Raw genomic sequence first — 13,467 nt, 5'->3', positions numbered from 1 at the left:
CAATTCGTTATCAGTAGTTGACCCAATAATAAGCTCGCTTTATCTTCTTGCAGCCCTGTACTTTGCATCCCCCTCTTCACGCATCGTCTGGCCAATAAAGACCCCTTGACGCCAGGGGACGCACATGGCGTTTTGATAGTTGTAATCTATGAATCTAACCCTGAAAGAAACCCTTGCTGCACGTGGGCTGGCCGTTAGCCCGTGGACGGGACTTTATTTTTTACAGTCGATCCTGATAAACCTGGCGCTGGGCTACCCGTTTAGCCTGCTGTACGCGGTGGCATTTACCTGCGTGCTGCATCTGCTGTGGCGCACGCTGCCTAAAGTGCAGAAGGTGGTGCTGGGGGTTTATTCGCTCGTGGCCGCGCTCTATTTCCCCTTCAGTCAGGCCTATGGCGCGCCGAATTTCAACACGCTGCTGGCGCTACACTCCACGAATGTGGAAGAGTCGACGGAAATCTTCACTATTTTCCCGTGGTATAGCTACCTCGTGGGCCTGTTTATTTTCGTGCTCGGCGTGATTGCCGTTCGCCGTAAAGCCACAGATAAAAAACGCTGGGGCGTGATAGAGACGCTGTGTCTGCTATTCAGCATCGGCGTGTTCTTCGTTCAGCCGATTCAAAACAAGATTGATGGCTGGGGGTTTAAGCTGAAAGATAGCGGCTACCCGGCCTTCCGCTTCGTGAAAGACATCATCGTTAATAATAACGAGGTGATTGACGAACAGCAGCGCATGGCGCAGCTTTCCGGGCTGAAAGACACCTGGAACGTGGTGGCCGTGAAGCCGAAATACCATACCTACGTGGTGGTGATCGGTGAAAGCGCGCGACGCGACGCGCTGGGGGCCTTCGGCGGTCACTGGGATAACACGCCGTTCGCCAGCTCGGTCAATGGCTATCTGTTTACTAACTACATTGCCGCCAGCGGGTCTACGCAGAAATCGCTGGGGCTGACGTTGAACCGTGTCGTGGACGGCAAACCGCTGTATCAGGATAACTTCGTGACTCTGGCCAACCGCGCCGGCTTCCAGACCTGGTGGTTCTCCAACCAGGGGCAGATTGGCGAGTACGACACGGCTATCGCCAGCATCGCCAAACGCGCCGATGAAGCACACTTCCTGAAAAGCGGCGACTTCGAAGCGGATAAAAATACCCGCGATGAAGATCTGCTGAAAATGACCGCTCAGGTACTGTCGACGACGCGTAGCCAGCCGCAGCTGATTGTGCTGCATATTATGGGCTCGCATCCGCAGGCCTGTGACCGCACCCAGGGCAAGTATGCGCAGTTCGTGCAGTCAAAGGAAACGTCATGCTATCTCTATACCATGACCCAAACCGACAGCCTGCTAAACCAGCTTTACGATCAGCTACGACGTAACACCGACAGCTTCTCGCTGGTTTACTTCTCCGATCACGGGCTGGCGTTTAAAGAGCGCGGCAAAGCGGTACAGTATCTGGCGCACGATGATAAATATCAGCAGAATTTCCAGGTACCGTTTATGGTGCTGTCCAGCGATGACAAAGCGCACAAGATTATCAAGGCACGTCGTTCCGCCAACGATTTCCTGAGCTTCTTCTCGCAGTGGACCGGGATCCAAACCAAAGAGATTACGCCGAAGTATCGCTTTATCTCCTCGCAAAAAGCCGGCAAGGTCTACATCACCAACTTCCAGTTACAAAAAGTGGATTACGATACGCTGAAGACCGATCTATTTGATCCCAAAAGCTAATTTCGCCCCTCCTCCGTCGCTATCCGTTTGCCTTTCACGCCGGTAAACGGATAGCGAATCGCCCCGGCGTTGCATTACTATACTTGCTTCACGACCTTCTGATTCAGGCTCAATGATGATCGCACAACGTCTCGCGCGCGACTTGCGCCTTCCCACCGCTGGGTTAACGCTACTTTTGCTGCTTGCCAGCGCACTTACGCTGCACGCGCACTGGAACACCTTTATCCAGTGGTGCCTGGCTACGCAAATCACCCTGCACCGTTACCTGGTGATGTATCTGTTGCAGCTCAACAACCACGAATACAGCGGGGGCCTATGGCTGCTGGTGGGCGCCTTCTTATACGGCGTGCTGCACGCTATTGGCCCGGGGCACGGTAAATTCATCGTCACGACCTACCTGAGCACCAACAAAGAGAGCCTGCTCGCCGCGCGCGTGGTGCCGTTTATCGGCAGCCTGATGCAAGGCATCAGCGCGATTCTGTTTGTCTTTATCCTTGCGGTAGGTTTTAACCTGGCCTCTGGCGATCTCAGTACCAGCCGCTGGTATGTCGAAAAAATCAGCGCGGTGATGATTGGCGCCTTCGGGCTGTTCATTATTTATCAAGCGCTGAGAAGCCTGCGTCCACGAAGGTTGGCTATCTCTGCGCTTAAGCCGCTTCATCAACACGGCGAAAACTGCGGCTGTGGGCACCACGGCGTAGGTACATTGCTTGCAGAAAGCGACTGGAAAACGCGGCTCGGCGTCATTCTGGCCATTGGCGCCCGACCATGCAGCGGCGCCATCATGATTTTGATGTTCGCGAACGCGCTGGGTATTGTGACGTGGGGAATTGCCGCCGTGATGACGATGGCGTTGGGTACGGCACTGTCGATTCTCGGGTTATCACTGGCGGTGCGCTATGCGCGCGAACGCACGGTAGCCATGTTCGGTGGTGTATCGGGACCACGCTGGGTAATACCGGCAGTCAAAATCGCAGGCGGCGCGATGCTGATCGTCTTCGCAATAGTGTTGTATCTGACGGTCATCCCGATCAGCGCTAACGGTGACTACATTGCGGCGGGCTGTTGAATCTGGCGGGAAATAGGTTTACAAAGGGCATTAAAAAAGGGGCCATCAAGACCCCTTTTTTGTATCACCGAAGTGATTAGAAGCGGTAACCAGCACCTACGATCCAGGTACCTACGTCAACGCTACGAATACGAGACTGTTCGTAAGATACGTCCAGTGCTACGTTTTCGATCGGGTTGAACTGCAGACCGGCACCGTAGGAGAAACCGTAGTCGCTGGTGCTGTCATTGTTCGGGAACTGGTTGCCCTGTGCTTTACCGTAACCAACACCGACTACACCGTAGATGCTAGCCCAGTCGTTGATGCGGTAAGCAGGACCAGCAGTGATGCCGTAGTACTGACCTTTGGTGTAGACATCGTTCTGAGTGTCGCTCTTAGACGTGTAGGTGAAGGAGCTGATCACACCCAGCGGGCTGTTGTCTGCTTCGTAGCGATATTTCAGGTTGAAGCCGCCAGCTTTGTTAGCGACGCCCTGCATATCACTCTGTGCGTAACCACCGGTAACAGTGGAGGTTGCAGCTACGGCAGTACCTGCGGAAATAGCCAGAACAGCGGCCAGTGCTGAAAGACATGCAATTTTTTTCATAACCACCTCAAATGTGCTTCTAATAAGTCCGTAAGTTTTAAATATATCAAAATTTGTTAAGAAACTCTTTGGAACTGATGATGTCTAAGGTCATCTTTGATGTAACAAAACTTTTCCACCAAGACCTATGCCATTCATATTAAACGATTTTCTACGTTAAATCTTATGTTCATTACGGTAAAATTAACGTTTAATTTTCCAGATAATTCCTAATTTGACAGACGAAATTTTCATCGACTCAGCAAATTCTACTCGTTCCGGGACGATTTTTTTTCAACAATTCCTCAACCGTGGGCGACTATTTCCATTACACTGCCGCTTTTACCTCTTTTGACAAATATTGACAGGAAAAAGATGTCCACCACGCCCCGCAAGCTACCCTCATGGTTACCTATCCTCGTCCTCTTGATCTCTATGATCTCCATCCAGAGTGGCGCATCGTTGGCTAAGTCGTTGTTCCCGTTGATTGGCGCGCCAGGCGTTACTGCACTGCGCCTGGCGCTCGGCACGCTGATTCTGGTGGTGGTGTTTAAGCCCTGGCGACTGCGTTTTTCTAAAGAGCAGCGTCTACCGTTGCTGTTCTATGGTCTGTCACTGGGCGCGATGAACTATCTCTTTTACCTGTCACTACAGCGTATTCCGTTGGGTATTGCAGTGGCACTGGAGTTCACCGGGCCGCTGGCGGTGGCACTGTTCTCTTCACGCCGCCCGGTAGACTTTATCTGGGTGGTTCTGGCGGTGATGGGCTTGTGGTTCCTGCTGCCACTGGGGCAGGATGTTGCTCATGTTGACCTCACCGGCGCGCTGCTGGCGCTCGGTGCCGGCGCGGGTTGGGCGGTCTATATTCTGAGCGGCCGTCGTGCCGGTGAAGACCACGGCCCGGCCACGGTGGCGATGGGGTCCTTGATTGCTGCAGTCGTTTTTGTGCCACTGGGCGCCATGCAGGCCGCCGATACCCTGTTGCACTGGTCGCTGTTGCCGCTGGGCTTAGCCATTGCCGTGCTCTCTACCGCACTGCCCTACTCGTTGGAGATGATTGCTCTGACGCGTTTACCTACACGTACCTTTGGAACATTAATGAGTATGGAGCCTGCTCTGGCAGCCATGTCCGGCATGGTTTTCCTCGGTGAGACGCTGACCTTTAGCCAGTCTATGGCGCTGGGGGCCATTATTATGGCGTCAATGGGTTCAACGCTCACAATGCGTCAGGAAAGTAAAATAAAACAAGTCGACGTTGGTTGATTTTTCTTATTTATGCATAGTGCACGCCACTATGCATAATATCGAAAACAAACTGCATAAATTCTTATTTTACATCAATAAAAATAATTTAATAAAAATACCCACCATCTCAAAACACCAGTAACCACCTGTTTTAATTGAATTTAAAAAACAAAATTACGCTCTCTATCAAACCTATAGGTAGAATCAGAAAATACCGTCCCGCTCACGGTGCTATACTTGTTTTCGTTAATTCATGAGGACGCAGATACACATGCTTTTATAAGTGTATCGGATCAAGAGGATATATGATTATGAGTACTGCAAAACTGGTTAAAACGAAAAACGCCCAACTTCTCTATACGCGTAACGACGTTCCGGAAAGCGAAAAACAGGCCACCGTTGCGTTACTCAACCGTCAGGTTCTTCAGTTTATCGATCTGTCGCTGATTACAAAGCAGGCGCACTGGAACATGCGCGGTGCCAACTTTATCGCGGTGCATGAAATGCTTGATGGCTTCCGCACGGCGCTCACCGACCATCTGGATACCATGGCTGAGCGCGCCGTTCAGCTCGGCGGGATTGCGCTGGGGACCACTCAGGTCATCAACGCCCAGACGCCGCTGAAAAGCTATCCGCTGGATATCACCAGCGTGCAGGATCACCTGAAAGCGCTGGCTGAGCGTTATGCGATTGTTGCTAACGACGTACGTAAAGCAATCAGTGAAGCCAAAGATGAAGATACCGCCGATATCTTCACCGCCGCTTCCCGTGACCTGGATAAATTCCTGTGGTTCATCGAGGCAAACATCGAATAACACATAGGAAAATCTTATCTCCCTCCGGTCCCTCCACCGGAGGGATTTGCACCAGAAAAGTGCACCCAATCGGACAGAAACCCCGCCAAAGTAAATCATTTGTAATAATCACCTCACACAATCGTTAATAAAAGATTGTTTTCTCCTCTGCGTTTGCGCTAAAAAACGCCATACTTAACAACACGATTTTCTCGCACCACTTTGGTGCCCTTATTTGGTGCAAAGCGGTTGTTATTTTTCCGCTTTTGTGCAATGGAAAACGCATTATTTGTTAAGAAACAACTGATTGTAAAGTTGGCACGTTTTTTTCATAAGCCGTTTGTTATCGCAGGGGATCGCCCCGTGGATATAAAAGGAAATGCTATGAAGTCAATGTTTAAAGTTTCACTGGCTGCACTCACCCTGGCGTTTGCGGTCTCTTCTCAGGCTGCCGAGAAACAGCTGGTTGTGGCAACGGATACCGCGTTCGTCCCGTTCGAGTTCAAGCAGGGTAATCAGTATGTCGGCTTTGACATCGACCTGTGGGCAGCAATTGCGAAAGAGCTGAAGCTGGATTACACCCTGAAGCCGATGGACTTCAGCGGCATTATCCCGGCGCTGCAGACCAAAAACGTCGATCTGGCGCTGGCTGGCATTACCATTACCGACGAGCGTAAAAAAGCGGTCGACTTCTCCGATGGCTACTACAAAAGCGGCCTGCTGGTGATGGTGAAAACCAACAACAATGACATCAAGAGCGTGAAAGATCTGGATGGCAAAGTGGTGGCGGTGAAGAGCGGAACAGGCTCCGTTGATTATGCAAAAGCGAATATCAAAACCAAAGACCTGCGCCAGTTCCCGAACATCGATAATGCGTACATGGAATTGGGCACCAACCGCGCCGACGCGGTGCTGCACGATACCCCGAATATTCTCTACTTTATCAAGACTGCCGGTAACGGTCAGTTCAAAGCGGTAGGCGAATCGCTGGAAGCTCAGCAGTACGGTATTGCGTTCTCGAAAGGCAACGACGAGCTGCGCGAAAAAGTGAATGGCGCGCTGAAAACGCTGCGTGAAAACGGCACTTATAACGAAATTTACAAAAAATGGTTCGGTACTGAACCTAAATAATTATTCCAAAATCTGATGCAAACTCAGGGGCGGCCTTTCGCCCCTGCTATTTTTGAACCACGGTAACAGGATTATCATCATGCAGTTTGACTGGAGCGTCATCTGGCCTGCCATTCCCATTCTTCTGGACGGCGCCAAAATGACTCTGTGGATTTCGATCCTCGGCCTCGCGGGCGGCATCATTATCGGTCTGGTGGCTGGCTTAGCCCGTACTTACGGCGGCTGGATTGCAAACCATATCGCCCTCGTATTTATTGAAGTGATCCGCGGTACGCCTATCGTTGTACAGGTCATGTACATCTACTTCGCGCTGCCAATGGCGTTCCCGGACATTCGTATCGATACCTTCACTGCGGCAGTTGTCACCATCATGATCAACTCCGGTGCTTATATTGCAGAAATCACTCGTGGCTCAGTGTTGTCCATCCACAAAGGCTTTAGCGAAGCGGGTCTGGCACTCGGCCTGTCGCGTCGCGAAACCATTCGCCATGTGATTATGCCGCTAGCCGTTCGCCGTATGCTGCCTGCGCTAGGTAACCAGTTGATCATCAGTATCAAAGACACCTCTCTGTTTATTGTTATCGGTGCCGCTGAGCTGACCCGCAGCGGTCAGGAAATTATCGCCGGAAACTTCCGCGCGCTGGAAATCTGGACCGCCGTTGGCGTTATCTACCTGATCATCACCCAGGTACTGAATATCGTGCTCCGCATTCTTGAAAGAAGGATGAAAATCCTGTGATTGAATTTAAAAACGTCTCCAAGCACTTTGGTCAAACCCAGGTGCTGCACAACATCGACCTGAAGGTCAAACAGGGCGAAGTGGTCGTGATAATCGGGCCTTCCGGCTCGGGAAAATCGACGCTGCTGCGCTGCATTAATAAACTCGAAGAGATAACCAGCGGCGATCTGATTGTCGATGGTCTGAAGGTAAACGACCCGAATGTTGATGAACGCCTGATCCGTCAGGAAGCCGGTATGGTGTTCCAGCAGTTCTATCTGTTCCCACACCTGACGGCGCTGGAAAACGTGATGTTCGGGCCGCTCCGCGTCCGCGGTCTGAAAAAAGAGGCGGCGGAAAAGCTGGCCAAAGATCTGCTGGCCAAAGTGGGCCTGGCGGAACGCGCGCACCACTACCCTTCCGAGCTTTCCGGCGGACAGCAGCAGCGCGTGGCGATTGCCCGAGCGCTGGCGGTGAAGCCGAAAATGATGCTGTTCGATGAACCAACCTCGGCGCTGGACCCGGAATTGCGCCACGAAGTGCTGAAAGTGATGCAGGATCTGGCGGAAGAAGGGATGACGATGGTGATTGTCACCCACGAAATCGGCTTTGCTGAGAAAGTCGCGTCTCGCCTGATCTTTATTGATAAAGGCCGGATTGCCGAAGATGGCAATCCGCAGGAGCTGGTGAAGAACCCACCAAGCCAGCGTCTGCAAGAGTTCCTGCAGCACGTCTCCTGATAAGTACGCCGTTTATCCCTCGGGGTAAACGGCGTTTTCTCTTAGCGTTTGCGCGCCAGGAAACGACGACGCTGCTCATCATCCATAAACGACCAGGCGATAAAGCGGCTCTGCTTCTGCCCCTGAGCCATCTCTTTTTTCACCACTTTAACGGCCCCCACCTCGGTTAACGCGCGATACAGCGGCGGCAGATTTTCCCCTTTCGACACCAGCGACGTAAACCACATTACCTGACGGGCAAAGCCTTTGCTCTCGGCGATCATCTGTTTGATAAAGGCCACTTCCCCGCCTTCACACCACAGTTCCTGCTGCTGGCCGCCAAAGTTCAGCGCATCATCGCGATCCTGTCCCAGATTGCGGCGTTTGCGCTCACTGCCAGCGCGAGCTGCGGCGGCAGAATCATGGAACGGCGGGTTGCACAGCGTGGCATCGTATTGTTCGTTTTTATGGATCACGCCGTTGAACATCGCCGACGTGTCTTTCTGGCGGCGCAGACGGATCATCCGGTTCAGCGAGGGGTTAGCGCTGAGAATGGCCTGCGCGCTGGCAAACGCCTGCGGGTGCGTTTCGCTGCCGGTAAAGCGCCAGCCATATTCATGCGCGCCAATCAGCGGATAAATACAGTTTGCGCCAACGCCGATATCCAGAATATTTGCCCCCTTCACCACGTTGCCGTTTTCATCGCTTAACAGGTCGCTCAGATGATGGATATAGTCCGCACGGCCTGGAACGGGTGGGCAGAGGAAACCTTCCGGAATGTCCCACTCTTTTACCGCATAAAAATGCGCCAGCAAGGCTTTGTTCAGCGTCTTCACCGCCAGCGGATCGGCAAAATTAATGGTTTGCTCGCCAACCGGGTTGAGGGTAATAAAATCGCTCAGCGCGGGGCAGGCCTGACGCAGCGCGTCCAGGTCGTAGCGGCTGTGATGACGGTTACGCGGGTGCAACCCCGGTTTTTGGGTACTCATGACTTTCTCCTGTCGTAATGCGGCGTAAGATACCCGTTGACGACGATGCGGTAAATAAGGGAGTCTGAATAACTGCTTATTGATAACAGGTGCGCTATGTATTTTTATCAACCTTCCCAGGGCCATGGGCTACCACACGACCCACTTAACGCCATCGTAGGGCCGCGACCGATTGGCTGGATTTCATCTGTCGATGCCGAAGGGCGACATAACCTGGCCCCCTACAGCTTCTTTAACTGCTTTAACTATCACCCGCCGATCATCGGTTTTGCCAGCAGCGGCTGGAAAGATAGCGTGCAGAATATCGTCGAGACCAAAGAATTTGTCTGGAACCTGACGACCCGCAGCCTGGCGGTGGCGATGAATGAAACCTCTGCCACCCTGCCCCACGGTGATGATGAGTTTACCCGCGCCGGGCTCACCGCTGCTCCAGCCCAGATCGTCAACGCGCCACGCGTCGCGGAAAGCCCGGTGAACTTTGAGTGTCGGCTGTCGCAATGTATTCAACTCACCGGTGCCGACGGCACCCCGGTGGATACCTGGCTGGTGCTTGGCGAGGTGGTTGGCATTCATATTGATGAGTCGCTGCTGGAAAACGGCATCTACCAGACCGCGCGAGCCCAGCCGGTGCTGCGCGCAGGCGGGCCTTCTGCCTACTACACCATTGACGAGAGTCATCGTTTTGATTTAATTCGCCCGGACGCCCGCCGCTCCTGATGAAAAACAGCCACCCCGGTGGCAGTTTTTTTCCATCAACGACCTACAATTAAGGTATTCCCTGTTGCCATCAGGAGGGGATACCATGAACACCTTTCATCGCTTTTCTCTCGCCCTGCTACTCGCTACGACAACCGCCTGCGCCCAGCCCACACCGCCTCCTGGCGTGCCGTTTCGCCCGGTCGGTACCGTGACGGCCAGCGGCGCCAGCAACCTTGACGATCTCCAGCAGCAGCTTGCCAGCAAAGCGCACAAAGCCGGCGCGATAGCCTTTGTGGTCGACGTTGCCGGTGGGAAAAACAAGCTTTTTGGTTCGGCAACGCTGTATGAGTGAGCGGTAATCTCCCTCAGAAACGTAATCTTTATGTATAAAAAATGAAGAAACTGTAAACCAGTGTATTTATTTTTAAGCCAATGAGTGATAAAAAATACGCCGATTTGATAATGATTATCACAATCATTATCAACATCATTTAATAAAAAAATCACCTGCAGTGGCAAAAGGGACGAAACACGCCCGATTGTCATTTTTAAATGGCTTTTAAAAATTATAAGACGCTCATTGATATGGAAAAAAATCGCACCATCCCGTTCAGCAGCTTTAGTTCTCTCACCTTCTTTACCGGTCTTTGTCTCGGCCTGACACCTGCCGCTCAGGCCGATGAGGGCAAAGAAAAAAGCACCGGCGATACGCTGGTTGTGGAAGCGCAGGCTCCTTCACTGTATGCCCCAACCCAGTCGGCCGACCCCAAATTTAATCGCCCGATTGCCGATACCACGCGTACCGTGACCGTTATTTCCGAGCAGGTCCTCAAAGATCAGGGGGCCACCAACCTGACCGACGCACTGAAAAACGTGCCGGGCGTTGGCGCCTTCTTTGCCGGGGAAAACGGGAGCTCATCGACGGGTGATACCATCTATATGCGTGGTGCCGATACCTCGAATAGCATCTATATCGATGGCATCCGCGATATTGGCAGCGTAACCCGCGATACGTTCAATACCGAGCAGGTCGAGGTGATCAAGGGGCCGTCGGGATCCGACTATGGCCGCAGCGCGCCAACGGGATCGATCAACATGATCAGCAAGCAGCCGCGCCTGGATTCGGGCATTGATGCCTCTGCCAGTGTAGGTAGCGCATGGTACCGACGCGGTACGCTGGATCTCAACGAAGCGATCGGTGAAACCAGCGCGGTGCGTTTAAACCTGATGGGTGAAAAAACACATGATGCCGGGCGTGATAACGTGAAAAACGAGCGCTACGGCATTGCTCCCTCCATCGCGTTTGGCCTGGGTACCGAGAATCGTCTGTACCTCAACTATCTGCATGTCACCCAGAATAATACTCCGGATGGCGGCGTACCTACCGTGGGGCTGCCGGGCTACTCCGCGCCCAACGCAGCAACTTCGGCGCTGAACAGCTCCGGCAAAGTCGATACCCACAATTTCTACGGCACCCAGTCCGACTACGACGACTCCACCACCGATACGGTGACGATGCGCTTCGAGCATGATTTTAACGACACCACCACTGTCCGCAACACCACCCGCTGGTCGCAGATCAAGCAAGATTACATGATGACGGCGATAATGGGCGGCGCGAGCAATATTGGCCGACCGGACCCGAGTAACGTTAATACCTGGACCTGGACGCGCAATATCAATACCAAAGATGTCAGCAACAAGATCCTCACTAACCAGACCAACCTGACCTCGAAGTTCTACACCGGCGCCGTTGGCCACGATATCAGCACCGGCGTGGAATTTACCCACGAGCAGCAAACCAACTACGGCGTGTATCCGTTTACCGCGCCGCCGGTAAACCTGTATCACCCGGATAGCAGCGTTTCGTTAGGCAGCCTGCAACGCAGCGGAGCGAATGCAAACGGCCAGACCGATACCTTCGGGATTTACGCCTTCGATACGCTACAGATTACCCGCGATTTCGAACTCAACGGCGGTATTCGTCTGGATAGCTATCATACCGAGTACGACAGCGCATCACTGTGCGGCGGCACCGGGCGCGGCGCCATCGCCTGCCCGGCAGGCGTCGTCAAAAATACCCCGGTCACCACCGTGGATGCCGCCAAGTCGGGCAACCTGGTGAACTGGAAGGGCGGCGCGCTATACCACTTGACGCAGAACGGCAACGTTTACGTCAACTATGCCATCTCCCAGCAGCCTCCTGGCGGCAGCAACTTTGCGCTGGCGGCGGGCGGCTCCGGCAGCAGCGCCAACCGTACCGACTTCAAACCGCAGAAGGCGAAAACCAGCGAAGCGGGGACCAAATGGGAAGTGCTGGATAAGCGTCTGCTGCTGTCCGCCGCCGTTTTCCGCACCGACATTGAAAACGATGTCGAAGCGAACGATGACGGCACTTACTCCCAGTACGGTACCAAACGTGTAGAGGGCTACGAGCTGTCTATTGCGGGCAACATTACCCCGGAATGGCAGGTCATTGGCGGCTTTACCCAACAGCGCGCGACGGTGCGTAACGGTGCCGACGTAGCGCAGGATCAAAGCGATTCTCTGCCCTACACGCCGGAACATGCCTTTACATTGTGGAGCCAATACCAAGCGACCGACGCCCTGTCCATTGGCGCGGGCGCACGCTATATCGGCAGTATGCATCGCGGCAAAGATGGCGCGGTGGGTACACCAGACTCCACCGACAGCTACTGGGTCGCCGACGCCAAACTGGGCTACCGCGTCAATCGCAATCTGGACCTGCAACTGAACGTTTATAACCTGTTCGATACCGATTATGTTGCCTCTATTAACAAGAGCGGCTATCGCTATCATCCGGGTGAACCGCGCACCTTCGTGTTAACGGCAAACGTTCACTTCTAAGTGATTGTGTGGGGCGAAAGCCCCACTTTTTTCAGGAGACACTGCCATGATGTATCGAATTCCCGGCGTGCTGAGCGCGGACGAGGTACGCGATCTGGTTGCGGAACTCAACCAGGCGCAATGGGTCGACGGCCGAGCCACCGTCGGGGCGCAAGGTGCCCAGGTGAAGAACAATCAACAGGTTGATACACGCAGCGAACGCTACATGGCGCTACAGGCCCGCGTGCTGGAAGCGGTGAATCGTCACTCGCTGTTTTTTGCCGCCGCGCTGCCAAAAACCCTTTCCAGCCCGCTTTTCAACCGTTATCAGCAGCAGGAGACCTATGGCTTTCATGTGGATGGCGCTGTACGCCAGCATCCCCATAGCGGCTGGATGCGTACCGACCTGTCGGCCACCTTATTTCTGTCTGACCCGGAAAGTTACGACGGCGGCGAACTGACCATTAACGACACCTACGGACAGCACACGGTCAAACTCCCGGCGGGCGACCTGGTGCTCTACCCTTCCAGTAGCCTGCATTGCGTCACGCCGGTGACGCACGGTGTTCGGGTGGCGTCATTTATGTGGATTCAGTCGATGGTCCGCGATGATAAACGCCGCGCGATGCTGTTTGAACTCGACCGGAATATCCAGTCGCTCAACAGTCGGCACGGTGAGTCGGAGGAGGCGCTTTCGCTGCTCAATCTCTACCACAACCTGCTGCGCGAATGGTCTGAGATCTGAAACTCGCCAATATTTCTCAAAATATATGAAGAAGATGGGCGCTTAAAAACTGACGAAACGGCAGCGCCAGCCGCTTCGCCAGCGCCCCACAAAAAGACAATATAAAAACTTACAGCGAAAACAATAATCAGGATATAATCTTAATCAACCGCTAAATACACAGGTTTTATTACAAATACATACCGCAACATACAGAGCAATCGATTATCTTTACGAG

13 protein-coding genes are annotated in these 13,467 nt (G+C 53.3%); 11 read left to right on the top strand and 2 right to left on the bottom strand.

The annotated features are described in order from the left end of the window. Positions 1–148 precede the first annotated feature (148 nt). Together K7B04_RS12925 and K7B04_RS12920 are read left to right on the top strand one after the other, a co-directional pair. Positions 149–1,729 (top strand): phosphoethanolamine transferase, encoded by a 1,581-nt coding sequence (locus K7B04_RS12925; protein ID WP_065355586.1) that lies wholly within the window; start codon positions 149–151, stop codon positions 1,727–1,729. A gap of 115 nt (positions 1,730–1,844) precedes the next feature. Continuing rightward, positions 1,845–2,798: a nickel/cobalt transporter gene (locus K7B04_RS12920; protein WP_223804165.1), complete on the top strand. Its 954-nt coding sequence runs from the start codon at positions 1,845–1,847 to the stop codon at positions 2,796–2,798. A 76-nt stretch (positions 2,799–2,874) separates the two neighbouring features. Here the strand turns inward: K7B04_RS12920 and ompX are convergent, their stop codons facing one another. Then, the gene (ompX, locus tag K7B04_RS12915; protein ID WP_223802204.1) at positions 2,875–3,384 is read right to left on the bottom strand and encodes an outer membrane protein OmpX; all 510 of its coding nucleotides are present in this window, start codon (positions 3,382–3,384) and stop codon (positions 2,875–2,877) included. A 354-nt stretch (positions 3,385–3,738) separates the two neighbouring features. On the opposite strand from ompX, the gene rhtA reads away from it, so the two are divergent. The 5 genes from rhtA (at position 3,739) to glnQ (ending at position 7,991) form a co-directional block, all read left to right on the top strand. Then, positions 3,739–4,626 (top strand): threonine/homoserine exporter RhtA, encoded by an 888-nt coding sequence (gene rhtA, locus K7B04_RS12910; protein WP_065355585.1) that lies wholly within the window; start codon positions 3,739–3,741, stop codon positions 4,624–4,626. 293 nt (positions 4,627–4,919) lie between these two features. Next, complete coding sequence (gene dps, locus K7B04_RS12905) at positions 4,920–5,423, top strand: DNA starvation/stationary phase protection protein Dps (RefSeq protein ID WP_052284751.1); 504 nt, start codon at positions 4,920–4,922, stop codon at positions 5,421–5,423. Positions 5,424–5,786: 363 nt separating this feature from the next. Next, positions 5,787–6,533, top strand: a complete 747-nt coding sequence (gene glnH / locus K7B04_RS12900; RefSeq protein WP_065355584.1) for a glutamine ABC transporter substrate-binding protein GlnH — start codon at positions 5,787–5,789, stop codon at positions 6,531–6,533. Between the two features lie 79 nt (positions 6,534–6,612). Continuing rightward, entirely contained in the window at positions 6,613–7,272 is a 660-nt protein-coding gene (glnP, locus tag K7B04_RS12895) for a glutamine ABC transporter permease GlnP (RefSeq protein WP_065355583.1), read from the top strand. Then, a complete protein-coding gene (gene glnQ / locus K7B04_RS12890) occupies positions 7,269–7,991 on the top strand; it encodes a glutamine ABC transporter ATP-binding protein GlnQ (protein ID WP_223802203.1) in 723 nt (240 codons plus the stop codon). The genes glnP and glnQ overlap by 4 nt, the downstream gene beginning before the upstream one ends. Positions 7,992–8,032: 41 nt before the next feature. Here glnQ and rlmF read toward each other — a convergent pair whose 3' ends face one another. Further along, positions 8,033–8,959: a 23S rRNA (adenine(1618)-N(6))-methyltransferase RlmF gene (rlmF, locus tag K7B04_RS12885; protein WP_223802202.1), complete on the bottom strand. Its 927-nt coding sequence runs from the start codon at positions 8,957–8,959 to the stop codon at positions 8,033–8,035. Positions 8,960–9,055: 96 nt separating this feature from the next. Between rlmF and K7B04_RS12880 the strand changes: the two genes are divergently transcribed. The 4 genes from K7B04_RS12880 (at position 9,056) to ybiX (ending at position 13,250) form a co-directional block, all read left to right on the top strand. Then, positions 9,056–9,676: a flavin reductase family protein gene (locus K7B04_RS12880; protein WP_163447062.1), complete on the top strand. Its 621-nt coding sequence runs from the start codon at positions 9,056–9,058 to the stop codon at positions 9,674–9,676. Between the two features lie 85 nt (positions 9,677–9,761). After that, positions 9,762–10,010 (top strand): DUF1471 domain-containing protein, encoded by a 249-nt coding sequence (locus K7B04_RS12875; RefSeq protein ID WP_223802201.1) that lies wholly within the window; start codon positions 9,762–9,764, stop codon positions 10,008–10,010. Positions 10,011–10,243: 233 nt separating this feature from the next. Then, positions 10,244–12,526 carry a catecholate siderophore receptor Fiu gene (locus tag K7B04_RS12870; RefSeq protein ID WP_223802200.1) on the top strand — a complete coding sequence of 761 codons (2,283 nt, stop codon included), beginning with the start codon at positions 10,244–10,246 and terminating at the stop codon, positions 12,524–12,526. 46 nt (positions 12,527–12,572) lie between these two features. Beyond that, a complete protein-coding gene (ybiX, locus tag K7B04_RS12865; protein ID WP_223802199.1) occupies positions 12,573–13,250 on the top strand; it encodes a PKHD-type hydroxylase YbiX in 678 nt (225 codons plus the stop codon). Positions 13,251–13,467: the final 217 nt, after the last annotated feature.

It is taken from the genome of Kluyvera sp. CRP (assembly GCF_019930565.1).
GTDB lineage: Bacteria > Pseudomonadota > Gammaproteobacteria > Enterobacterales > Enterobacteriaceae > Kluyvera > Kluyvera georgiana_A.
This window is presented reverse-complemented; position numbering and strand designations above follow the sequence as displayed.